15 protein-coding genes are annotated in these 22,983 nt (G+C 71.9%); 5 read left to right on the forward strand and 10 right to left on the reverse strand.

Going from position 1 to position 22,983, the window contains the following annotated elements:
- Nucleotides 1-54 precede the first annotated feature (54 nt).
- Nucleotides 55-5,172 carry an AAA family ATPase gene (locus WMF31_RS41660; protein WP_436607426.1) on the reverse strand — a complete coding sequence of 1,706 codons (5,118 nt, stop codon included), beginning with the start codon at nucleotides 5,170-5,172 and terminating at the stop codon, nucleotides 55-57.
- Nucleotides 5,173-5,859: 687 nt separating this feature from the next.
- On the opposite strand from WMF31_RS41660, the gene WMF31_RS41665 reads away from it, so the two are divergent.
- On the forward strand, nucleotides 5,860-6,309 hold the full coding sequence (locus WMF31_RS41665; protein ID WP_129356098.1) for an META domain-containing protein: 450 nt from the start codon (nucleotides 5,860-5,862) through the stop codon (nucleotides 6,307-6,309).
- Nucleotides 6,310-6,363: 54 nt separating this feature from the next.
- On the opposite strand, the gene WMF31_RS41670 is transcribed toward WMF31_RS41665, so the two are convergent.
- Nucleotides 6,364-7,932 carry an HTTM domain-containing protein gene (locus tag WMF31_RS41670; protein WP_436607427.1) on the reverse strand — a complete coding sequence of 523 codons (1,569 nt, stop codon included), beginning with the start codon at nucleotides 7,930-7,932 and terminating at the stop codon, nucleotides 6,364-6,366.
- Complete coding sequence (locus tag WMF31_RS41675; RefSeq protein WP_242515697.1) at nucleotides 7,820-8,815, reverse strand: hypothetical protein; 996 nt, start codon at nucleotides 8,813-8,815, stop codon at nucleotides 7,820-7,822. Before WMF31_RS41675 ends, WMF31_RS41670 begins: the two co-directional genes overlap by 113 nt.
- Before the next feature lie 516 nt (nucleotides 8,816-9,331).
- Here WMF31_RS41675 and WMF31_RS41680 point away from each other — a divergent pair.
- On the forward strand, nucleotides 9,332-10,369 hold the full coding sequence (locus tag WMF31_RS41680) for an oxidoreductase (RefSeq protein ID WP_436607601.1): 1,038 nt from the start codon (nucleotides 9,332-9,334) through the stop codon (nucleotides 10,367-10,369).
- Between the two features lie 53 nt (nucleotides 10,370-10,422).
- Here the strand turns inward: WMF31_RS41680 and WMF31_RS41685 are convergent, their stop codons facing one another.
- From WMF31_RS41685 to murA, 5 genes are all read right to left on the reverse strand, one after another.
- Entirely contained in the window at nucleotides 10,423-12,150 is a 1,728-nt protein-coding gene (locus WMF31_RS41685; protein WP_436607428.1) for a serine/threonine-protein kinase, read from the reverse strand.
- Between the two features lie 227 nt (nucleotides 12,151-12,377).
- On the reverse strand, nucleotides 12,378-13,259 hold the full coding sequence (sucD, locus tag WMF31_RS41690; RefSeq protein WP_436607429.1) for a succinate--CoA ligase subunit alpha: 882 nt from the start codon (nucleotides 13,257-13,259) through the stop codon (nucleotides 12,378-12,380).
- Between the two features lie 96 nt (nucleotides 13,260-13,355).
- A complete protein-coding gene (sucC, locus tag WMF31_RS41695; RefSeq protein ID WP_436607430.1) occupies nucleotides 13,356-14,552 on the reverse strand; it encodes an ADP-forming succinate--CoA ligase subunit beta in 1,197 nt (398 codons plus the stop codon).
- A 335-nt stretch (nucleotides 14,553-14,887) separates the two neighbouring features.
- Nucleotides 14,888-15,532: an ATP phosphoribosyltransferase gene (gene hisG / locus WMF31_RS41700; RefSeq protein WP_129356106.1), complete on the reverse strand. Its 645-nt coding sequence runs from the start codon at nucleotides 15,530-15,532 to the stop codon at nucleotides 14,888-14,890.
- Nucleotides 15,529-16,800: a UDP-N-acetylglucosamine 1-carboxyvinyltransferase gene (gene murA / locus WMF31_RS41705; protein WP_436607431.1), complete on the reverse strand. Its 1,272-nt coding sequence runs from the start codon at nucleotides 16,798-16,800 to the stop codon at nucleotides 15,529-15,531. Before murA ends, hisG begins: the two co-directional genes overlap by 4 nt.
- Nucleotides 16,801-16,860: 60 nt before the next feature.
- Here murA and WMF31_RS41710 point away from each other — a divergent pair, with 60 nt between their 5' ends.
- Together WMF31_RS41710 and WMF31_RS41715 are read left to right on the forward strand one after the other, a co-directional pair.
- Nucleotides 16,861-18,090: a hypothetical protein gene (locus WMF31_RS41710; RefSeq protein ID WP_436607432.1), complete on the forward strand. Its 1,230-nt coding sequence runs from the start codon at nucleotides 16,861-16,863 to the stop codon at nucleotides 18,088-18,090.
- Between the two features lie 15 nt (nucleotides 18,091-18,105).
- On the forward strand, nucleotides 18,106-18,561 hold the full coding sequence (locus tag WMF31_RS41715; protein WP_436607433.1) for a DUF2452 domain-containing protein: 456 nt from the start codon (nucleotides 18,106-18,108) through the stop codon (nucleotides 18,559-18,561).
- Between the two features lie 53 nt (nucleotides 18,562-18,614).
- Here WMF31_RS41715 and WMF31_RS41720 read toward each other — a convergent pair whose 3' ends face one another.
- Nucleotides 18,615-19,601 (reverse strand): NAD(P)H-quinone oxidoreductase, encoded by a 987-nt coding sequence (locus WMF31_RS41720; RefSeq protein WP_436607602.1) that lies wholly within the window; start codon nucleotides 19,599-19,601, stop codon nucleotides 18,615-18,617.
- Nucleotides 19,602-19,632: 31 nt separating this feature from the next.
- Nucleotides 19,633-20,763, reverse strand: a complete 1,131-nt coding sequence (locus tag WMF31_RS41725) for a serine/threonine-protein kinase (protein WP_436607434.1) — start codon at nucleotides 20,761-20,763, stop codon at nucleotides 19,633-19,635.
- A 427-nt stretch (nucleotides 20,764-21,190) separates the two neighbouring features.
- On the opposite strand from WMF31_RS41725, the gene WMF31_RS41730 reads away from it, so the two are divergent.
- Nucleotides 21,191-22,876 carry a serine/threonine-protein kinase gene (locus WMF31_RS41730; protein WP_436607435.1) on the forward strand — a complete coding sequence of 562 codons (1,686 nt, stop codon included), beginning with the start codon at nucleotides 21,191-21,193 and terminating at the stop codon, nucleotides 22,874-22,876.
- Nucleotides 22,877-22,983: the final 107 nt, after the last annotated feature.

The raw sequence follows: 22,983 nt of genomic DNA on the forward strand, positions 1-22,983 counted from the left end.
CGACGGGCAGGGGCGCGGCGGTGCGCAGCCCCTCGAGGCGAGCGCGCCAGAGGCTCAGCAGGCGCCCCGGCCGGGCGAGGGCGCGAGCGCGTGGGCGATGGCGCTCTGCAGCGTCGAGCGGGTGACGAGGCCGCGAAGATCGATCCCGCCCTGCACGAGCGCGCGGGCGACCTCCGGCTGCATCCCCGACAGGATCGCCTGCGCGCCGAGCAGCCGCAGCGCCGAGGCGGTGCGGATCAACGAGTCGGCGACCCCGGCGTCCACGTGCTTCAGGCCGGTGATGTCGATGATGACGACGGCCGCGCTGTGGCGCTGGACGCCGGCGAGCGTCGCCTCCAGCACCTGATCCGCGCGGGTCGCGTCCATCGTCCCGATGAGCGGCATGACCATCACGCGGTCGGTGATGGGGATGATGGGCGTCGCCATCTCCGAGAGGCGCAGGCGCTGCACCTCGATGATCTCCTGCTGGAGCGCCGCCCGGGCCTGCTCGGCGCGCTCGCGCTCGCGGAGCTCGCCGCGCAGCCGCTCGTTGGCCCGGTCCAGCTCCTCGGCCTTCTGCGACAGGCGCTCGTTGACGGAGCTGAGCTCCTCGGTGCGTCGCCTCACCTCGATCTCGAGCCGGTCGTTCATGGCGCGCTGCGCCTCGGCGGCCTCCTGCAGGCGGCCGTACAGCAGCGCGTTCTCGAGCGCCGCCGCGACCTGCGCGCCGAGGAGGCGGATCAGCTCGGTCTGCTCCGGGGTGAAGGCGCCGCGCGCGAGCGCGTTCTCCACGTACAGCACGCCCGTGAGCCGGTTCTGGTGGACCAGCGCCACGCCCATCACCGACCTCGGCCGGCGCGCGACGATGTACGGATCCGCCGCGAAGCAGGGGCTCGCCACCGCGTCGTCCAGGGCGACGAGCTCGCGCGTGCGCGCCACGTACTGCACGACGCTGACAGGCAGATCCGTCGACTCCTCGAGCGGGCGCCGCAGCTCGACCTCGACCGACTCGGGGTCGATCGTGACGGCCGCCTCGACGACCAGGCGCCCCTCGTGCGCGAGCACCAGGAACCCGCGCTGGCCGCCGGCGCTCGAGAGGACGGCGCGCATCACGCGGTCGAGCGCCCGCCCCAGCACGAGCTCGCTGGAGATCGCCTGCGTCGCCTGCAGCACCGCCGCGACGTCGACGAGCTTGTTCAGGAGCGGGTGGTTCGCCGAGACGCTGCTCGAGCTCGACGCGGCCTGACCGTGACCTGCCGCGGGCGCCCTGTCCGCGTCGGGCGCGTCGAGCCCGTGCTGCCGGATCAGCGCCGCGGCCTTCCGCTCGGCGCCCCACTGACGGTACGCGTGCAGGGCCCCGCTCAGGTAGGTGGCGGCGATGCGCTTCCGGCCCCTCCCGGCGTAGTACCGCCCGGCCAGCTCCGACGCGAGCGCCTCGTACTGGATGAACTCGCTGTCACGGGCGGCGTCGATGGCCTGGTCGTAGAGCTCCATCGCCTCCGCGTCGCGGCCGGCGACGCGCGCGATCTCGCCGAGCACCAGGACGTGTTTCGCGCGGAAGTTGTCAGGGCACTCGGTCGCCCAGAGCTCTAGCTTCTTGAGCGACGCGGAGAGCGCCGCCTCGTGCCGCTGCCGCTCGCGCTCGTCGCGCTCGCCGAGCGCGATCAGCGTGAGCGCGTAATAGAAGTGGTACGTCGCCTCGATCGGCATCGCCATGACGGCCCCGAGCACCGGGCGGGCCGCCTCCGCAGCCGCGAGCGCCTCCTCCGGGCGGCCGTGGGCGTAGGACAGGATGAGCCGGATGATGTGATAAAAGGCGATGCCGCACCCGAAGCTCGCCCGGGTGAGCGCGGCGAGGCACTCGTCCCCGGAGAAGCCCTCCTCGTCGAGCGAGGCCTCGGCCGCCGTGAGCCCGCTCAGGCTGCGCAGGAACTGCTGCTCCAGCCGGATGGTCTCGAGGACGGCGCGGTTGCCCGTCTTGCGCGCGAACGAGGCGAAGCGCTCGGCGACGCGGTGGATCTCCGGGATGGGATCGCCCTTCTCGTAGACCTGCCAGACGGTCTCGAAGGCCAGGTAGCTCGCGTACACCAGATCGCCGGCCTCGAGGCACGCGAGGAACGCCCGCTCCAGGATCGGCAGATCGTTCCGGATGGGCTGGACCCAGAAGTTGATGTGATCGCCGTGGAGGTGCAGCAGCGTCCCGCGGAGCGAGATGTCCCCGAGCTTCTCGTTCAGCCGTATCGACATCTCCGAGAACCGGAACCCCGAGGGGATGTCGCCGAACACCGAGACCAGCATGAACCCGTACACGCTGTAGGCGAAGCACGACGCCTCGGTGTTGCCGTGCCGCAGCGACAGGTTCAGCATCTTCAGCGCGATGAGCGGGAACACGCTCGGCCGCCCGATGTACGCGCAGGGCGCGCACTCGGCGAGGAGATTGATGATCGCGCGGAGCTCCTCGTCGGCGAGGAGCGGGGCGTGCAGGATGTCCTCGATGCTCCTGCCCGCCATGCCCTCGGGGATCTGCGCGACCTCGACCGCGACGGCGGCCTCGATCTCCTCGCTCGACCCGGGGATCTCGACGCCGAACAGGCGCAGCGCCTCTTGCCCCACGGTGACGCCTTCATCGTAGCGGCCGGCGACCTGATAGAGCTTCATCCGGAGGCTCTGGACCCGCGCCCTCTCGAGGTTCGACCGGGCGACGTCGAGCAGGCGCCGGAACAGCGCTTCGGCCTCCGCGAAGCGGCCGCACAGGTACTCGCACTCGGACGCTTCCAGCGTGAGCGCCCAGCTCAGCGCGTGGTCCCATGAAAAGCCGTCCTCGCCGAGCATGGCCTGCCCGGCGCGGAAATACTCCGCCGCGGCGGCGTACGCGGTCGAGCTCTTCGCCTTCCTCCCGGCGCGCAGGTTCAGGCGCCCGAGCAGCGCGCGCTCGCCGGGATCGACGATGAGCCGCGCCCCGTAGTTCAGGTGGTTCACGACGTCGAAGAGCTGCTCTTCCTGCGGCTCGCCGCCCTGGCTGGCCAGCATCAGGCGGCCGATGCGCAGGTGGACGGCGCGCCTGTGCTCGTCCGCGATGAGGGCGTAGGCCGCCTGCTGGACGCGATCGTGCAGGAACTGATAGGAGACGGCGAGCGACGCCTCGCCCGGGGCGTCGTCGCCGGCCGACGCCCCCGACTGCGCGAGCCGGTAGTCCGCGTCCATGGGCAGCAGGACGCCTTCCTGCATGGCCTCCCACAGGTCCTGCGCGGCCTGCGCGGCCGGCTGCTCGGAGATCGTCGCGAGGGTGCCGAGGTCGAACCTGTGCCCGATGCACGCGGCGAGCTGCAGGGCGCGCCGGGTGGGCGGCGAGAGCCGCTCCAGCTTGGCGATCATGAAATCGACGACATTGTCGGTCACGGCGCGCGACTCGATGGCCGCGATGTCCCATGTCCACGTGCCCGTCTCCGGCGCGCACCGGATGAGCCCATCGTCGCCCAGCATCCGCAGGAACTGGCCGATGAAGAACGGGTTGCCCTGCGTCTTCTCGTGAATGAGCGCGGAGAGCTGCGCGACGTCGCGCGCCGCGCAGCCGAGGGCGTCCGAGACGAGCTCCGTCACGTCTCCTGGCGCGAGCGGCGTGAGGGGGATGTCCGTCACCGTCGCGCCCGCCGTCCGGATCGCGTCGAGCGTGATCATGAGCGGGTGCGCCGGGCTCACCTCGTTGTCACGGTAGGCCCCGACGACGAGCAGGTGCCCAGTATCCGGGTCGGTGAGCAAGAGCCGCAGCAGCCTGAGCGACGCCGCGTCCGCCCATTGCAGATCGTCGAGGAACAGGACCAGCGGGTGCTCCGGGGCGGCGAAGACGCCCAGGAAGCTCCTGAACACCATGTCGAAGCGGTTCTGCGACTCGGTGGGGCCGAGCGCCGGCACGGCGGGCGCGCCGCCGGTGATCAGCTTGAGATCGGGGATGAGATCGCAGAGGACCCCCGCGTTCGCGCCGAGCGCCGCGCCGAGCGCCGCTCTCCAGCGGGACAGCGACTCGGTCCGCTCGGCGAGGATCTGCTGCACGAGCGCCCGGAACGCGTGGACGATCGAGGCGCCGGGCACGCTGCGGTTTAGCTGATCGAACTTGCCATGGGCGAAGTAGCCGCCGGCCCCGGCGACCGCCCTGTAGGTCTCGTAGACCAGGGCGCTCTTCCCGACGCCGGAGTAGCCGGAGACGAGCACGAGCTCCCGAGCTCCCCCTCGGGCCCGCTCGAAGGCAGACAGGAGCTGGCTCCGCTCCCCGTCTCGGCCATAGAGCTTCTGCGGGACGCGCAGCTCGTCGCTGCGATCGTTGCGCGCTATCGGGAAGGGCTGGACGCGGCCCGTCTCGTCGAGGGAGCGCAGGCACTCCGAGAGGTCCGCCTTGACGCCGTACGCGCTCTGGTAGCGGTCCTCGGGGGTCTTGGCGAGGAGCCTCATGACGATCTCGGACACGGGCAAGGGCACGTCCCTTCGGCGCTCGTGCGGCGGGACAGGCTGTCGCGCGATGTGGCTATAGAGCACATCGACCGGATCGCCGTCCGGGAACGGCAGGGATCCCGTGAGCATCTCGTAGAGCGTGACGCCGAACGAGTAGAGATCCGCGCGGTGATCGATGCCCCTGTTCATGCGCCCGGTCTGCTCGGGCGACATGTACGCGAGCGTTCCCTGCAGGGCGGAGACGGAGGCCGACTGCTGGAATTCCTGCTGGAGCCGCGACGCCACGCCGAAATCGACCAGGGTGGCTCGGCGCAGATCCGGGCTGACGATGATGTTGCTGGGCTTGATGTCCTTGTGCGTGACGTGGCAGCGGTGCAGCGCGCCGAGGGCGTCGGCGATGGCGACCGCGAGCGCCAGCGCGGCGCGCAGATCCAGCCGGCGTTCGTGGAGGAGCGCCCTCAGCGTCGTGCCCTCGATCGCCTCCATGACGAGGGCGAGGCGGCCGCGCGCCCGCTCGAGCGCGAGCACCCGCACCACGGCCTCGAGATCCAGCTCACGCAGCAGGCCGAACTCGTGCCGTAACAGCGCGAGATCGCGGGCGCTCGGGTGCTCCCCCTTCAGCACCTTGATGACGACCGGCCGTCGATCTGCGGCGCGCCGGCCGCGGTAAACATGGGTTCTGCTGCCCTCGTGGATCAGCTGCTCGATGTCGTATCCTGGCAAATCGACCGGCGCGGCGATGGTCATCACTGCTGATCTCAGGCTCCGTGGGTATCTCTTGGGTGTCTCTCGACCGGTCCTCAGCCGGCGAGCTGCGGACCGGAGCCCAGTATAGAGCAGCCTGCGTGGCCGACCTGTACAAGAACGCATCGATCGTGGCGCGGGGCACGCGCGCCGAGCGCCGTCGTGGTGCGGAGCGCGGGTTCGCCTTGCTCTTACCGTCGCTCACCGGCTCCCCACGTGGGCGACCGTCCCACTGCGAGCAGGCCTGCGGCCTGCGCTCCCGGGCGCTGCTCACCCCGGTGGCGTCGCCGGTGTCGCCGGGCGAGCCTCAGCGCGCGAGAGGCGCGACCCTCGCCTTTGCGCGGGTCGAGGCGCTCTCCCGGTCCCCCCACGGCGTCGCACGCTGGTGCCCGACGGGTACCCGGCGGCGCCTTGCGCGATCACGCGCCCGATCTTCCCGGACCGGGACGGCAACGGCGTGAGCGATGCCCCGCGCGGCCCGCCCGCTCCCCTGTTCGCGGCCGTGCGACCCGAGCGTGCTCGACGCGGTGTCCCGATCGTGCGGCGCCCTCCCGGGCACGGCGAGTGCTTACCTCGCCGGCGCCTGGGCAAGGCTCCCCACGGCGGCGGTCGCCTGGGGATGCTGCCCACATCGTTTTGCCGCTCCGCTCGACGCGATCTCGACCGGAGCGCGCGGGGGGACTAGACCACATGAATCGCACACCACGACCGATGCTCGCCCTGCTCCTCGCCATTCCGTGCTACGGCGTCCCGGTGACGGCAAGCGAGCATGACAGGCTCGCGTCGAACAGGCTGGCAGGCACGCAATGGGTGCTCGTGTCGTTCGTCGAGGGGACGACCGAGTCCGCGCTCCCCCAGGGCACGAACAGCACGCTCAAGTTCTCTGCTGGCGAGCCGCCGCTGGCGAGCGGCCATGCGGGCTGCAACTGGTACCATGGTAGTTACAGGGTGGAGCGCGACAGGCTCTCGTTCGGGCCCATCGCGACGACGCGGATGGCGTGCCTTTCCGAGGCCACGGCGCAGCACGAGCCCCGGTATCTCCGGGCGCTGGAGACGGCCGGGGTCTTCGAGGTCACGCCGGGGCGCCTCACCATCTCGTACGGCGAGGGGCGCGGCGTGCTCGTCTTCAGGCGCGCGTGAGCGCGAGCGTGGAGCCCCACGCGCGACGCCGCCGGCCGTGGGATCCCCTGATCGTCACGGAACAGGAGACGGCGGCGTCGCCCCGCCCCGGAGCCCGGCCGTCACCTCGGCCGAGCCCGCCGCGCCGGTCGCGGCCCCCGGCGGCCTCACGATCGCGAGCAATCCCCTCGGCTGCGACGCCAGATCGCAGGTGGGGTCGACGAGGTCGCGGTAGGGCCCTCCGTTCAGCGACGCGACGACCTTGGCCGTGACGATGGGCCGCACCCCGAAGGCTTCCTGGAAGCGGTCGGCCACGTGGTGCGCGAGGTCGATGAGCATGTCGGGCCGGGTGCACATCTCCCCGAGCTGGCGCTCGGTGAGCCACTCCTCGAGATCGAGCGCCTCCCGCACGCCGGTCCTCGGATCCACCACGAAGACCCCGAGCTCGCTCACGGCCTTGTCGCGCAGCTTCATGCGCCACGAGAAGCGGTGTCCCGCCTCGTTCCAGGCGACGTCGCCCGGATACAGCCAGTGCCGGAGCGGCACGAGGAGCTGCACGAGGAGATAGCCGTGGAGCAGCGCGAGCGGCAGCGCCCGCCGCCGCGCCGGCATGGGCGCGTCGCCGCCGCCCCGCGTCGGCCGAGCGGCGTCGCCGCCGCCGCCCGCGGGGGCCGCCCCGCGAAACAGGGAGGGGAGCCGCCGCCTCGGCCACGAGGGATCCGCGAAGAGCGCGAGAGAGGCGATCATCACATAGGGGAAGATCCCGATATTGAACAGGAGCGCGTTCGCGAGGTTGAACGCCAGGGCGAGCGCGGCGCCGAGCGGGAAGGTGCGGCGATGGAAGAGCAGGAATCCCATCGAGAGGTCGATGAGCAGCCCTGCATACGAGAGCGCGACCCCCGTCGCCGGCGCGGCGAGGAGCGGCCCCACGAGCGGCGCGTCGCCGCGGTCGGCGAGCCACATCGTGAGCGGCTGTCCACGGAGCCAGTCGCCGTTCAGCTTCGCCACGCCGCCGTAGAAGTAGACGATCGCGATCTGGGCCTTCAGGGCGAAGAGGTGGAGGCGCGGCGCCGTCTCGGCGGGCGCGCCGGACGGCGCGCGTCGCGCGCGGAGGCGATCCAGCGAGAGCGCGCGGTGCGCGGGCGCCGCGGCGAGCAGCAGGCCGAGCAGGCAGACGAGGTACAGGTGATTCAGGTACTGCGCCTTGTCGAGCAGGAAGACAACCGTGAGCGCCGCGCAGAGGAGCGCGGCGCTCACCCGGTAGAAGAGCCCGACGGCGCAGAGCAGCGAGAGGACGAAGATCGCCGCGAAATGCCAGTACATCCCCGTCCCGCCCCAGGGCCGGACGAAGGGGAGGTAGCTGAAGAAGAACGAGGGTTCGATGTAATAGCGGTAGATCCGATCGTGGAGGACGTAACGGACGACCTCCCACGCGATCAGGGACCCATACGCGATGCGGAAGACCGCGAGCGAGGCGGCGTCGACCTCGGCCGTGAGGTGATCGGCGGCCGCCGACCACCGCTGCCCGAGATCAATGCCAGTGGCCGCGCCCGTGCTTGCCCTTGTGCTTGTGCTTGTGCTTGTGCTTGCCGTGCACGTGGATGACGTGGACCCGCCGGCCGTCGTCGTCGTCGTCGTCGTCATCGTGGACCACCACCACACCTGGAGTTGTCTTGACCTTCACGCCCACGTTCCACGTCGTCGCCACGATGACGTTCAGCGACGGCGCGCGCGGCCCGACCACGACGTGCATGCCGGGGCGGTAGCCGACGAGCACCACGTCGGCGTGCGTCGGGTGCGCCACGACGACCGTGAGCTTCACGGGGTTCACCCGGGTGGTCACCGTGCCGACGGCGTACAGGCCGCCGGGGGCAGGCTTCAGCACGACGAGCTCGGAGCTCGGCCCCGCGAACGCGAGCTTGATCTTGCGGTCGCCCACCGGGATCGGCTTGAGATCCGGGCTCAGGACGTACACCCTGACCTGCCCGGAGGCCTTGTCCGCGACCACCTCGACGATGTCGTCGCCGACCACCTGGATCACGCCGCCGTTCGGGCCCGTCTTGCCGGCGGGGATGGGCCTCTTCTCGGCCTTCCTCGCGCCCTCCACGATGACCCTCGTGCCGCCCGCGGGCACGTGGAGCGTGCCATTCCACGGCTTCCCGGCGACGACGATGTTGTAGCTCACCTGGGTGAGGTCGGCCTCGAGCTTGGGCCCCGCCGCGACGAGGAGCCCGGTCTTCGCGTCGAACGCGAGGGGCACCTCGGCGTCGCCGCTCGGCCCTTTCCACGTCAGCTTGCCGCTCACGTCCCCGTCGATGGGCTTGCCGTCCGGCGCCTTCACGATCGCCCTCACCGTGCCGTCGGGCGCGATGTCCCACCCGACCGAGCCGCCGTCGTGCTCCTCCGTGAGCGGCTCCTCGATGGCCACCGGGACCGCCTCGACCGACTCCTCGGTCACGCTGACCTCCGCAGAGCTCTTGCAGCCCGCCGCGAACGAGCTGCCGGCGATGATGGTGGTCAGGGCCATCACAGAGAGGACGCTTCTAGCGCGCATCATGAGCCTCCGAATCGATGAGGCTATCGCAACCGTTCCGCCGCGTCTCCACGAACCGCCGGGCGCCGGTGCAAGGAGTGATACCGCGACATGCGATGTGGTATGGTCGGCTTCGCTGTCGGCGCTGTGAGTATATCGATCCTTCTCGCGCGGCACATCGACAGACGCGTGATCATGGGTGTTTTTCTCAACCGATCTCGTCCTGGTCGGAGCGACCGTGGTCGTGCTGGGGTATCGAGCCCCGTTCGCCGAGGAACGTTGACGGGACGTCAGGGGTCCGCCGCGGCCGTCCGCGCTGCGGATCGCACAGGCTCGCATCGAGGTCACGATGGCCGGGCTCGCTGCGGCGCGCGCCGCGCGCCACCAGCCGCCCGATGCGTCGGGTGAGCGGCCGGGCTCGGCGAGCTCGGCGGGCGCCGCGCGCGTCACCGCGAGCTTTCCTCCATGGCCTCTTCGGGTTAGCGTCCCCGGCGAGCCTGTTCTGCCATGATGTCCCCGCGCGTCTATGTTGGCCTCATCGGCTACGGCCTCGCCGGCGCCGTCTTCCACGCCCCGCTGATCCGGTCCGTCCCCCGGCTGCGCCTCGCGGCCATCGCGACCCGGCGGGAGGGGCAGGTCATGACGGACCACTCGGGCGTCGCCGTGCACCCGACGCCCGAGGTCCTGATCGCCGAGCCCGGGATCGACCTCGTGGTCATCGCGACCCCCAACGAGACCCATTTTCCGCTCGCCCGCGCCGCGCTCGAGGCGGGAAAGCACGTGGTCGTCGACAAGCCGTTCACGATCACGAGCGCCGAGGCCGACGAGCTCATCGCGCTGGCCGCTCGCCGCGGGCGGCTCCTGTCGGTCTTCCAGAACCGCCGCTGGGACGCGGACTTCCGCACCGTGCGCCGCTGCATTGAGCAGGGCCTGCTCGGCGAGGTGGCGTCGTACGAGGCGCATTTCGACCGCTTCCGTCCGGCCATCAAGCAGGGCTGGCGAGAGCAGGAGTCACCGGGCTCGGGGATCCTGTACGATCTCGGCGCGCACCTCATCGATCAGGCGCTCTTGCTCTTCGGCCCGCCGCGTGCGGTCACCGCCGATCTCCTCGCGCAGCGGCCCGGGGCGCGCGCCGTGGACTATTTCCACCTCACGCTCGACCACGGCAGGCGGCGGGTCATCCTGCGCTCGTCGACGCTGGCGCGCGAGCCGGGCCCGCGCTTCGCGGTCCACGGCGCCGGCGGGAGCTTCCTGAAGTACGGGATCGACGGCCAGGAGGAGGCGCTCAAGGCGGGCAAGCGCCCCGGCGCCCCGGCGTGGGGGCAGGAGGACCCGCGGTGGCACGGCACGCTGGTGACGGCCAGCGGCGAGCGGCGTGTGATCGAGAGCCTGCCCGGCGCGTACGAGGCCTATTACGAGGGCATCGCCGCGGCGATCCTCGACGGCGGCCCGCCGCCCGTGCGCGCCGAGGAGGCGCGCGACGTGATCCGCGTCATCGAGGCCGCGATGAAGAGCTCGGCCGAGCGACGGACGATCGCGCTCGAGTGAGCGGCGAGGGCGTCCTCGCGCGCCGATGCTGCTGCGACGCGCGGGCACGCTGCCTACGGGAACGGTTCGCGTATGTCCGTGATCGTCGGGACCGTGATCTCCCTGGGCGGCGGCCCCGCGTCTGCCGTGGCCGTGGGGGCCGGCGGCCCCGCGTCTGCCGTGGCCGTGGGGGCCGGCGGCGGTCGGGTGATCGTCACCCTCCTTTTCTTGCGGTTTCGAGGTGCGATCTCGCTGCGCGCGGCGGCAGAGGCGGGCGGCGCGCTCTCCACGACGTCGCGCCGCCTGGGCGCAGGCGCGACGAGCTCCAGCGCTTCCGGATACGCGCCTTGCCGGGTGATGACCACCTTCTCTACCCGCTCTGCTCCGTCCTTGTAGAGACGGACGCGGCGGACTGTTCCGGGCGCGCCGGCGAGCTCGATGGCACCGTCGTTCGGATCCGTTCGCACGCCGTCAACCTCGACGGATGCGTCCTGTGGAGAGATCCGGACAGCGACGCGCAGCGCGCTCGTCTGCGCGGCGGCTTCGGGCTGTGCAGCCGGGGCTGGCGCCACAGGGCGCTGCTCGTCGGGCCGCGCGCCTGCCTCGTGGAACGCCATCGCTGCCATCGCCACCCCGCCCACCGCCAGCGTCAGCGTGGTTCCGAGCGCTCCCATGCGCCGGAGCATGCCGCTGGCTGCTCGGGGCGTTGTGCCGGTATCGACGGGCGCTGGCGCCGGGCTCGCGCGGTCCTCGCCTGGCGAGGCCGTCTGGAGCGTCGGGCTCGCGGCGGCCGTGGTGCGCGGCGCGATTTCGGCCTGCTCGCCGGCAGCGGCAGGCGGGGGTAGCGGCCTCTGCGCCGTGGTGCAGTCGAGCCGATGGGCGACGGCCGTGCGCTCCGCCTCGGTGAGCGGGGCGAGCATGTCCTCCCGCAGGCCGAGGCCCTCGGGCGCGAGCGCCCGGATGCTGTGCAGCATCGCCTCGGCGGTCTGGAAGCGATCGCACGCCTCGATCCTGAGCGCGGTGTGGCAGAGGGACGCGATCTCGGGCGACACCCAGGGCGCGAGATCTTGCACGAGCGGCGGCGGCTTCGTGCAGATGGCCAGGATGAGATCGCCGAGCGCGCCGACGCCTTGATGCGGCGTGCGGCCGGTGAGCGCGCGATAGAGCACGACGCCGAGCGACCAGATGTCGGCCCTGTGATCGATGCTCCTGATGCCCCGCGCCTGCTCGGGCGACATGTAAACCGGCGATCCGAGCAAGGTCCCCGAGGTCGTCAGCGCGGTCGTATCAAGGCCGTACGCGGGATCCGTCCTGATCTTGGCGATCCCGAAATCGAGGATCTTGACCACGATCTCCCCGCCATCGCCGCCGGCGAGGAACAGGTTCGCCGGCTTGATGTCCCGGTGCACGATGCCCGACCCGTGGGCGTGATGCACGCCCATGCACGCCTGGCCGATGATCCGGAGCGCCAGGGTGGGCGCTAGCGGCCCCAGGCGGCGGAGCAGGCCCTCCAGATCTTCTCCGGTGAGGTACTCCATCGCCATGTACGGGGCCCCGGTCTTCGGCTCGACCCCGGCGTCGAGCACCTGCGCGATGTGCGGCGACGCTGCGGCCATCGCCGCCTTCGCCTCGCGCCGGAAGCGGCGTACGAGCTCGTCGCTGAGCTTCTTCTCCGCGTGAATGACCTTGATCGCGACGCGTCGGTCAGAGGCAAGCTCGATCGCCTCGTACACCGAGCCCATGCCGCCCTGCCCGACGAGCCGGACGATGGTGTACTTCCCGTCGAGGACCTGATCGAGCACGCGTGGCCGGCCACGCTATAAGAGCCAGTTTCGCGGCGCAACCGACGCCTGGGGATATCCGCGCGCCGCTACGGGCGCGGATCGCTGAGCTGATCAGGAATCCATCCCCACCACGGCCATGCCGGAAGCGTCCAGCGCGCGCCGCCCGAGCGGGGGAGACAGTGAAGGCAGAATGTTTCGGAATGGCAGAGCTCCGTCCGCGGAGACAGGCTCTGCCCTCCGCGGGCTCAGCGCGCCGCGGCCAGCGCCGCCTGCATCGCGAGCCCCATCTCCGCCGGCGTGGCGGCCACCTTGGCCCCCGCCGCCTCGAGCGCCGCGATCTTCTCGGCCGCCGTGCCCTCGCCGCCCGCGATGATCGCGCCGGCGTGGCCCATGCGCTTGCCCGGAGGCGCCGCGCGGCCCGCGATGAACGCGGCCACCGGCTTCTTCATGTTCTCCTTGATCCACGCCGCCGCGCGCTGCTCGGCCGTCCCGCCGATCTCGCCGATCAGCACCACCCCGTGGGTGTCGGGATCCTGGTTGAAGAGCTCCAGCACGTCGATGAAGTCCATGCCGCCGACCGGATCGCCGCCGATGCCCACGCAGCTCGACTGCCCGATCCCGAGCGCGCTGAGCTGGCCGACCGCCTCGTACGTCAGCGTGCCCGAGCGGGACAGCACGCCGATGTGGCCCCTCTTATGGATGTGGCCGGGCATGATCCCGATCTTGCACTCGCCCGGCGTGATGACGCCCGGGCAGTTCGGACCGATGAGGCGCGCCGCCTTCCCCTCGAGGAAGCGACGGACCCGGATCATGTCGAGCACCGGCACGCCGTCGGTAATGCAGATGACGAGCCGGCAGCCCGCGTCGACGGCTTCGGTGATCGCGTCCGCCGCGCCGACCGGGGGAACGAAGATGCACGAGACCTCGGCGCCCTCGTTGCGCACGGCCTGCTCGACCGTGTCGAAGATCGGCACCTTCTCTTCGAACTTCTGGCCGCCGCGGCCGGGCGTCACGCCGGCGACGACCTTCGTCCCGTACTCGATGCAGGCGCGGGCGTGCTGGGACCCGTAGGCGCCCGTGATGCCCTGGAAGACGACCCGCGTGTCCTTGTTGACGAGGATGCTCATCGCTTGATTACTCTACCTTCAACGTGGGCAGGGGCCCGGCCACCACCGGCCTCCCGCTCACCGACTGGGTTCGAGGCTCGACACTCGCGGGCGCGCTCAGGCGCCGGCCTTGCCGCCGCGCGTGGCGGCGACGATCTTCTGGGCGCCGTCGGCCATGGAGCTCGCCGACTGGATGGTCAGGCCGCTCTCGTCGAGCAGCTTGCGGCCCGCCTCGACGTTGGTCCCCTCGAGGCGCACCACGAGGGGCACCTTGAGGCCGAGCTCCTTCGCCGCGGCGACGACGCCGGCCGCCACGACGTCGCAGCGCATGATCCCCCCGAAGATGTTCACGAAGATGCCGCGCACCCGCTCGCTCCGCAGGATGATCTGGAAGGCCGTCTTGACCTGCTCCTGCGAGGCGCCGCCGCCGACATCGAGGAAGTTCGCCGGCTTGCCGCCGTAATGGAGGATGATATCCATCGTCGCCATCGCGAGCCCGGCGCCGTTGACCAGGCAGCCGATATCGCCGTCGAGCGACACGTACGAGAGCCCGGCGCGCTTCGCCTGGAGCTCGATCGGGTCCTCCTCGTCGACGTCGCGCATCGTGTTCCACTCGGGGTGGCGGAACTCCGCGTTGTCGTCGAAGCTCACCTTCGCGTCGAGCGCCACGATGTCCCCGGAGCGGGTCACCACGAGCGGGTTGATCTCGAGGAGCGAGCAGTCCTCCGCGGTGAAGCACGCGTAGAGCGCCGCCGCCGCCTTGAGGAACTGGCGCTGCGTCTCCTTCGCCGTCAGCCCGAGCGCGAGCGCGAGCTGCCGCGCCTGGTACGGGGCGAGGCCGAGCACCGGGTCGATGAAGAGCTTGACGATCTTCTCCGGCGTCTCGTGCGCGACCTCCTCGATGTCCATGCCGCCCTCGGTCGACGCGATCACCGCGACGCGGCGGCGCTCGCGATCGACGAGCATCGCGAAGTAGAGCTCGCGGGCGATGTCGAGGCCCTGCTCGATGTAGAGCCGCCTGACCTTCTGCCCCTCGGGGCCCGTCTGCTTCGTGACGAGCTGCATGCCGAGCATCTTCTCGGCGATGGCGCGCGCCTCGGAGCTGCCGCCCTTCGCGACCTTGACGCCGCCGCCCTTGCCGCGACCCCCCGCGTGGATCTGCGCCTTGACGACGACGACCGGGTTCTTGGTCTGCTCGATCAGCCGATCGGCGATCGGCGCCACCTCGCTCGCCTGGAAAGCAGGCTCCCCTTTCGGTACCGGCACCCCGTAGCGGGCAAAGAGCTGCTTGCCTTGATACTCGTGGATTTTCATGAGAGGGGCCGCAACCCTATCACAAGGGCAGGTCCAGGCGAGACGCGAAAGCAGGGGTCAGCGCGATATCACGCGGCGTGACGAGAGGCCGCCGAGCGCTGGCGCGCGAGCCCGGCGCCCGCGGAGATGCTCAGCTCGGCGCCGCCGGGAGCGCGGAGAGGCCATCCTGGGACTCGTGGAGACCCTGGAGCCGGGAGCGCGGATCGACTGGCATCCGCGGAAGGAGGTTGGCGATGACCTCACCGCCTCACGGCCGATCCGATCCAGTGTTTCAGTCCGGTTTCACCCATATTGCGCGTCGCGACGACCGGCCCGACGCTGCCAGTCGGAGGGGGTCAGGCCGGCGGTCGCGCGGCGCCGGTGATCGCGGCGCGCAGGCGCTCGACCAGCGGGCGGATGGCGTCGCTCCGCAGCTTGTAGGACGCGCGGTTCGCGATGAGGAGCGTGCTCACCTCGGTGACCGTCTCGAGCACCTCCAGGCGATTCTCGCGCAGCGTGGCGCCCGTCTCGACGATATCGACGATGAGGTGAGAGAGCCCGACGAGCGGCGCGAGCTCCACCGAGCCGTGCACCGGGATGATCTCCGCCACCACGCCCTTGCTCGCGAAATGGTCTCCAGCGATCCGCGGGTACTTGGTGGCGACGCGCGGTAGATCGGGTATCGGCGTCTCCTCCGGCCCGGCCACCACGAGGCGGCAGCGGCCGATCCCGAGATCCAGCGGCGTGTAGAGATCGTGGCGGCGCTCGAGGAGCGTGTCCCTGCCCGAGACCCCGAGATCGGCGGCGCCGTACTCGACGTAGGTCGGCACGTCGTCCGGCTTCAGGAACACGTACCGGAGCGCGCCGTCCGCCGTCGGCCGGACGAGGCGGCGGTCGCTCTCCTCGAGCGGCGTGCTGTCGAGGCCCGCCCGCTTGATGAGCGGGATCAGGTCCTTCAGGATCCGCCCCTTGGGCACTGCGATGGTCAGCGGTTTCATCATCCGTTCCGTCCCTCGACGCGGACCGTGTCGGCGCCGAGCTGCGCGAGCTTGCGCTCCATGAACTCGTAGCCCCGGTCCAGGTGGTAGACGCGCAGCACCTCGGTCTCGCCCTCGCTCGCCACGAGCCCGGCGATGACGAGCGAGGCGCTCGCGCGCAGGTCCGTCGCCATCACGGTCGCGCCCGAGAGCGGCGCGCCGCCGTGGACGAGCGCCGTGTGGCCGTCCACGTCGATGTGCGCCCCCATGCGCGACAGCTCGGGGACGTGCATGAACCGGTTCTCGAAGATGGTCTCGACGATGCGCGACGTCCCCTGCGCGAGGCACATCAGCACCATGAACTGCGCCTGCATGTCGGTCGGGAAGCCGGGGTGCGGCGCGGTCGTGACGTCGACGGGGCGCAGCGGCCGCGCGGCGTCGCGGCGGACGCGGACGCAGTCGCCCTCGCGGCCCACCTCGACGCCGGCCTGGCGGAGCTTGGCGGCGACCGCCTCGAGGTCCTCGAGCGGCGCGTTCTCGAGCAGCACGTCGCCGCCGGCCGCGGCCGCCGCGACCATGTACGTGCCGGCCTCGATGCGGTCGGAGATGATCGCGTGGTCGAACGGCTCGAGCTCGTCCGCTCCCTCGATGTGGATGACGTCGGTGCCGGCCCCGCTCACGCGCGCGCCCATCTTGTTGAGCACCCGGCCGAGCTCCTCGACCTCGGGCTCGCGCGCGCAGTTCACCAGCGTGGTGCGCCCCTTCGCGAGCGCGGCGGCCATCATCAGGTTCTCGGTGCCGGTCACCGTGGGCAGGTCGAAGACGACCTCGGCCCCGCGGAGCCGCTTGCACTCGGCCACGATGTAGCCGCGCGACAGCCGGATCGTCGCGCCGAGCGCCTCCAGCCCCTTGAGGTGCTGGTCGACCGGGCGCGTCCCGATCTGGCAGCCGCCGGGGAGCGACACCTTGGCGCGGCCGAAGCGCGCGAGCAGCGGGCCGAGCACCATGACGCTCGCGCGCATCTGCTTGACGAGCTCGTACGGGGCCTCCGGCCGCACGTCGCTGCCGGCGCCGACCCGCACGAGGGGCGCCGCGGCCTGGACGTCGCGGCCGAGGAACCGGAGCAGCGCCGCGGTCGTGTCGATGTCGCGCAGCGCGGGGACGTTGCGCAGCAGGCTCTCCCCGTCGGAGAGCAGCGTCGCGCAGAGGATCGGCAGCGCCGCGTTCTTCGCGCCGCTGATGCGGATCTTGCCGGAGAGCGGCTTCCCGCCCCGGATCCGTATGGAGTCCATGCCCCCGCTATCGCACAACCCGCAGCCGAACGCGATGTTTCGGGCTAGTCTGCCCCGGCCATGCGACCGAGCGCCATCGCCCTGACCTCGTTGCTCGCCGTCTCCGTGGCCTCGCTCGCGGCCGCCCAGCCCTCGGCCGACCTCCGCGGGTTCCGCGCCTCGATCGATCCCGGGGCCGGCCTCCACGTCGAGCCCGCCGCGTCCCCGGACACGGGCGAGTGGAGCGCGAGCCTCTGGGCCTCGTACGCGTACCGCCCCCTCGTGCTCCGCGATCCGGCCTCGGACGAGGTCCGCTTCGACGTCATCCGCCACCAGCTCAGCGCCGACTTCGCGGCCGGCGTGGGCGTCGCGCGGCGGCTGCTCGTGGGGCTCACGCTCCCCGTGCTCCTTTACCAGAACGGCGACGCGCCCACGCCCGACGCCGAGCGGGTGCTCGGCGATACGTGGGTCCCGGCGCAGGCGATCGGCGATCTCGGCCTCGTCGGCAAGCTCACGCTCGTGCCGCCGACGAACGGCGAGCTCGGCGGGTTCGCGCTCGCGCTGCACGATCGCTTCACGCTGCCCACGGGCGACGAGGCCTCGTTCGCGGGCGAGGGGGGCGTCACGAACGAGCTCAGGCTCCTCGCCGAGTACCGCCTGGTCGCGCTCGGCGCGCACCTCGCGACCGGGGTGAAGCTCCGCGCCGGCGCGGCCCGCTTCGCGTGCGAGGCGACCCCGATCCCGGCCTCGGGCGCGGATCCGTGCCCCACGGTGTTCGGCCACGAGCTCCCGTTCGGCCTCGGGCTCTCGTTCCGGCCGCAGATCCTCGGCGTCGACCCGGAGGGGCGCGCCACGATCTTCCTCGAGGCGCACGGGCACCTCCCGCTCTGGCCGATCGCGCCGTTCGCGCACCAGGAGGCGGCCGCCCTGGAGCTCGGCCTCTCGGCGCGCTACGCGCTCGGCGACGTCTCCTTGCTGGCCGGCGTGCAGACCGCGCTGGTCGCCGGCGTCGGCACCGCGCCGCTGCGCGCCGTCCTCTCGGTCGCGTGGTCGCCGCGCGTCCGCGACGCCGACGGCGACGGCGTGCCCGACGAGGTCGATCAGTGCGGCGAGCTCGCGGAGGACCGCGACGGCTTCCAGGACGACGACGGCTGCCCCGAAGGGGACAACGACGAGGACGGCGTCTTCGACGACGAGGACCGCTGCCCCGCGCAGCAGGAAGACGAGGATGGGGTCCAGGACGAGGACGGGTGCCCGGATCCCGACCCCCCGGCGCCGCCGCCGCTACAGGATGAGGGCGCGCTGCACTAAGCTCCGGCTCTCCGCATGAGCGACGACGGCTTCATCAAGCACGGCGGCGGCCGCCACGAGGGGCCTGCCCGCACCTCACCGTACCCCCTGAGCCGGCTCTCCGCGCCGCACGAGCTGGTCGACGTGGCCCGGGAGATCCAGCAGGCCGACGCCCTGCTGGGCGCGGTCACCGGCGGCAAGCTCGCGCTGATCGCCCGGCAGATCCGGTCGCTGCAGGAGCAGGCGCGGCAGGTCCTGGACGCGGCCCGGCGCGACGGCGAGCTCCACCGGGCGGCGTGCAATTTCAAGAAGCGGCCCGGCCACGTCTATCACCTGTACCGGCGCGCCGACGGCGGCCGCTACCTGTCGATGCTCTCGCCCGAGGAGTGGGGCGGCTCGCCGCCGCACGCGTTCGAGGGCTCGTACCGGCTGGAGGTCGACATGTCGTGGACGCCCGCCGACGAGATCGAAGACCACGGCGAGGCCGGATAGCGCGGCGAGGCCGGAGCGCGCGGCGAGGCCGGAGCGCGCGGCGCCGGCTCCGGTCAGGCGCCGATCCGGAGCAGCACCTTCCCGAACGAGGCGTTGCTGGCCACGTGGCGGTGCGCCGCGGCGGCCTGGTCCAGCCCGAAGATCCGGTCCACGATCGGCCGCACGACGCGGTCCGCGAGCCACGGCGAGAGGTTGCGCTCGAGCACCTGCGCCGCCGCGATCTTCTCCTCGAGCGGGCGCGAGCGGAGCACCGTGCCGACGAGCTCGATGCGCTTGCGCAGCAGCTCGCGCAGGTCGAGCTCCGCGCTCGCGCCGGCGGTCAGCCCGACCAGCGCGATGCGGGCGCGCATCGCGCACGCCCTGAGGTCCTCGGCGACGTACGCTCCCCCCACGAGATCGAGCACGACGTCGACCCCCTGGCCGCGCGTCGCCTCGAGCACCGCGGCCGCGAACCTCCCGCCTTCCGGCGCGATCGCGGCGCGCAGCCCGAGCTCCCGGCAGCGGTCCAGCTTGTCCTGCGTGCGCGACGTGCCGGCGACGAAGCACCCGAGCGCGCGCGCGATCTGGACGCCGGCCGTCCCGACGCCGCTGCCGGCCGCGTGCACGAGCACGCGCTCGCCCGGGGCGAGCCGGGCGCGCGTCACGAGCGCGTCGTAGGCGGTCACGAACGCCTCGGGGACCGCCGCCGCCTCCTCGTCGGAGAGCCCGTCCGGCACCCTCGCGACCTCGCGCTCGTGGGCGACGACGCGCTCGGCGTACGCGCCGCCCGCGACCAAGCCGAAGACGCGATCCCCCGGCGCGAAGCGGCGCGCGCCCTTCCCCACGGCCTCGATCACGCCCGCGTACTCGAGCCCGGGGATGTCCGCGGGCACGCCCGGCGGGGCCGGGTACAGGCCCGCCCGCTGCAGGAGGTCCGCGCGGTTCACCCCGGCGAAGCGGACCGCGACGCGCACGTGCCCCTCGGGCACGTCGGGCGCCTCCACCACCCGCACCTCGAGGACCTCCGGCCCGCCGGGCTCGCGGATCACGACCCCCCGCATCGTCGTCATCGATCGTCGCTCCGTCGCCCCGTCACTTTTCCATGGGCGGCGGGAGCACGCTCCCCCGGACGAAGTACTCGACCTTCTCCGAGTCCGGATCGGTCGGCTCGCCCGGCGGCTCGGGCGGCGCGTTCCCGCCGATCGCGGCCTCGATCTGCACCTGCTCGAGCGCGTCGAGCATCGAGGCCGCGCTGGGGAAGCGCTCCTCGCGGTCGAGCGCGAGCGCCCGCATCGTCGCGACGTCCAGCGATGGAGGCACGTCCGGGCGGAGCATGCGCGGGCGGATCAGCTTGACGCGCTGGATCTCGGCGAGCAGCGCCTGCGGCGTCGGCGCCTTGAACGGCAGCTGCCCGGTGAGCATCACGTAGAGCAGCATGCCGACCGAGTAGAGGTCCGCGCGCGCGTCGAGATCGCGGACGCCCTGCGCCTGCTCGGGCGCCATGAAGGCGGGCGTCCCGGCCACCGAGTGGCTCCCCGCCGCGCCCGTCGAGACGAGCACGGACGGCATGTTCCCGGTGTTGAACGCCTCGGCGACGCCGAAGTCGAGCACCTTCACGGTGAGCGGGCCGCGGTCGCCGCCGACCAGGCAGATGTTGTCCGGCTTGAGATCGCGGTGGAGGATGCCCTCGGCGTGCGTGACGATCAGCGCGCTGAGCACCTGGACGGCCACGTCCAGCGCGACGGGGAGGGGCATCGGGCGCTCGCGCGCGAGCCGCTCGGTGATGGTCTCGCCCTCCAGCCGCTCCATCACGAGGTAGGGCGTGCCGTCGTCGAGCACGCCGAGGTCGTACACCTCGACGATGTTCGGGTGGCCGAAGCGGCCCGCCACGGCGGCCTCGTTGTGGAAGCGGGCGATGGCCGTCTTGCTGTGCGCGTACTGGCCGCGGAGCGTCTTGATCGCGACCCGGCGCCGCAGGCCGATGTGGATGCCGTCGTAGACCATCCCCATCCCGCCCTTCGCGATGACGCCGAGGATGCGGTAGCGGTCGTGCAGCAGCCGGCCGACGAGCGGCGCCTCCTTCGTCGGCCGGGGCTGATCTGGGTCGATATCGGGCGGGAGGGGGCCGTCCACCGGCCGCACCGACTCGCTCCTGCTCGGCGGGACGCGCGTCGAGGAGGGCGGGGCGACGCTCGCCGTGAGCACGAGCGCCGTGCCGTGCACCGGGCACCTTTCGGTGTCCGACGGGTGCGGCAACCCGCACGCGGGGCATCGGATGAAGTGCTGCGGCGGCATCGGGGACCCGGTCAGAGTACGGGTACATCCGCCCATGCAGCAAGCTCGTTCAGGGCTCAAGCGTCCCAGCCGGGGGCGCCCGCCCACAGCGTGCGGTCGGGTGGCCAACGAATGTCATCTTCCGCAGCTGGGTTGGATCGGCCCGCCGCTTACGGTAGGCTTGGATCCATCGCGCCGCAGCCGTCCGGGGGCCAAGCCCGATGCGCGCGGGCGGTGCCGCAGCGATGCAGGTCCCGGAATTTGCACCAGAACGTAACAACGGGCGTACGGTCGCGCGTGAGGAGCTCGGGGTAGGCTTTCCCCGACTGCCAGCAGTGGGGGCCAGCGGGATGGGAAGGGGAAAGAGACAGAGGCCATGAGCACGGCGGAGAAGCTTTCGGACGGTGCCTCGTCGGCCAGCGGTGAGTCCGATCCGCTGCTGGGAAAGGTCTTGAATCAGAAGTTCAAGATCCACTCGCTCCTCGCGACCGGCGGCATGGGCGTCATCTATCGCGGAGAGCAGATCGCGCTGGAGCGGCAGGTCGCGATCAAGGTGCTGACGCCCACCAACTCATCCAATCAGATCGACCCCAACTTTCATAAGCGGTTCTTCCTCGAGGCGAGCATCCTCGCGCGGCTCCAGCACCCGAACATCGTCACGGTCTTCGACTACGGCCGAGTCGAGAACATGGAGCCCGAGCGGTACTTCATGGCCATGGAGTTCCTCGAGGGCGAGACGCTCTTCCGGCGGCTGCGCAAGGCCGGTCGCCTCGCGGCGCCCGACGCCATGGGCATCGCCCGGCAGATCGCGCGCGGGCTCCGCGAGGCGCACAAGCACGGGGTGGTGCACCGCGACCTGAAGCCGTCGAACGTGATGCTCGTGCCCGGCGAGGACGTGGACGAGCTCGTCAAGATCCTCGATTTCGGCCTCGTGAAGGTGCTCGCGGACGACTCCGAGGAGCTCACGCAGCAGGGCTCGTTCCTCGGCTCCCCGCGCTTCATGTCGCCGGAGCAGATCTCCCACGGCAAGGTCGATCTCCGGACCGACGTGTACTCGCTGGGCGTCATCGTCTACCAGATGCTCTGCGGCAAGGTGCCGTTCGAGGCGCAGAACTCGGTCCAGATCCTGATCGCCCACCTGCAGCAGCCCGTCCCGCGGATGCGCGAGCGCAACCCCGAGGCCGACGTGCCCGAGCCGCTCGAGGCGTTCGTGCTGCGCTGCCTGTCGAAGGATCCGGACGGCCGCCCGGCCAACATGGAGGCCTTCATCCGCGGCCTCGCCGAGTGCGCGCAGGCGATGGGCCTGTCGCCGGCGTTCGCCTCGACGGGCCTCGTGACCCTCGACTCCGGCGGCACCGGCAGGCTGCCGACGCCCATGCCGCCGGTGCGCGTGATGACGGCGATCCCCGCGGGCCCCTCGTCCTCGTCGGGGGGCGCCACGTCGACGGACGACGCGTCGCTCGGCGCCGCCTCGCGCCCGGCCGACGCGGCGCCCCAGGGGCGCAAGGGCGTCGTGCTCGTCGCGGTGGGGGTCCTCGCGGTCGCGGGCATCGGGATCGCGATGTCGCAGATGCGCTCGGGCGAGACGGCGCCCCCGGTGGCGCAGCCGCAGGCGGAGAGCGAGCCGGAGAAGAAGGCGCCTGCCGCGCCCCCGCCCGTCGACCGCGGCACGTTCGTGCTCGTGGTCGAGTCCATGCCCTCCGGCGCGGAGGTCCTGGAGGACGGCAAGGCGCTCGGGCACACGCCGCTCCAGATCTCGATCTCGAACAGCTCGGTGCGCGGCAACCCCCGCCGGCTGACCGTCCGGCACGACGGCTACGAGCCGTACTCGATCGTCCAGGGCCCCTCCGAACAGTCGGTGCGCCTGGTCGCCACGCTCACGAAGAGCGCGCCCGAGCCGTCGAGCACGCCGTCCGCGGCGCCGCAGGCCGCGGCGCCGGCGCCCGTGCGCCCGGCCCCGCGAACCTACACGCCGCGGCCGCAGCCCAGGCCCACGCCGGCCCCCGAGCCGCCGCCGCCCGCTCCTGCACCCCGGCCGCTGGATATCCAGACCGAACGATGACCCCAGAGCGCCCCGCACCCCTCGTCATCGGCTCCCCCTCTGTCCACGCCGCGCGTCCGCTCCGGGCGGGGTCGCTCGCCTCCGGGGCGGATCCGCGCGCCGGGCTC

Origin of the sequence: Sorangium sp. So ce1036 (assembly GCF_051369805.1) — a bacterium.
Taxonomy (GTDB): Bacteria; Myxococcota_A; Polyangia; order Polyangiales; family Polyangiaceae; genus Sorangium; species Sorangium cellulosum_F.

Excerpts from the sequence above, each read along its gene's own strand:
- WMF31_RS41715 (WP_436607433.1), top strand. The coding sequence starts at position 18,106 with ATGAGCGACGACGGCTTCATCAAGCACGGCGGCGGCCGCCACGAGGGG.
- WMF31_RS41660 (WP_436607426.1), bottom strand. The coding sequence starts at position 5,172 with ATGACCATCGCCGCGCCGGTCGATTTGCCAGGATACGACATCGAGCAG.
- murA (WP_436607431.1), bottom strand. The coding sequence starts at position 16,800 with ATGGACTCCATACGGATCCGGGGCGGGAAGCCGCTCTCCGGCAAGATC.
- WMF31_RS41675 (WP_242515697.1), bottom strand. The coding sequence starts at position 8,815 with ATGGCCCTGACCACCATCATCGCCGGCAGCTCGTTCGCGGCGGGCTGC.
- sucC (WP_436607430.1), bottom strand. The coding sequence starts at position 14,552 with ATGAAAATCCACGAGTATCAAGGCAAGCAGCTCTTTGCCCGCTACGGG.
- WMF31_RS41730 (WP_436607435.1), top strand. The coding sequence starts at position 21,191 with ATGAGCACGGCGGAGAAGCTTTCGGACGGTGCCTCGTCGGCCAGCGGT.
- WMF31_RS41720 (WP_436607602.1), bottom strand. The coding sequence starts at position 19,601 with ATGCGGGGGGTCGTGATCCGCGAGCCCGGCGGGCCGGAGGTCCTCGAG.
- WMF31_RS41710 (WP_436607432.1), top strand. The coding sequence starts at position 16,861 with ATGCGACCGAGCGCCATCGCCCTGACCTCGTTGCTCGCCGTCTCCGTG.
- WMF31_RS41665 (WP_129356098.1), top strand. The coding sequence starts at position 5,860 with ATGAATCGCACACCACGACCGATGCTCGCCCTGCTCCTCGCCATTCCG.
- hisG (WP_129356106.1), bottom strand. The coding sequence starts at position 15,532 with ATGATGAAACCGCTGACCATCGCAGTGCCCAAGGGGCGGATCCTGAAG.
- sucD (WP_436607429.1), bottom strand. The coding sequence starts at position 13,259 with ATGAGCATCCTCGTCAACAAGGACACGCGGGTCGTCTTCCAGGGCATC.
- WMF31_RS41680 (WP_436607601.1), top strand. The coding sequence starts at position 9,332 with ATGTCCCCGCGCGTCTATGTTGGCCTCATCGGCTACGGCCTCGCCGGC.
- WMF31_RS41670 (WP_436607427.1), bottom strand. The coding sequence starts at position 7,932 with ATGACGACGACGACGACGACGACGGCCGGCGGGTCCACGTCATCCACG.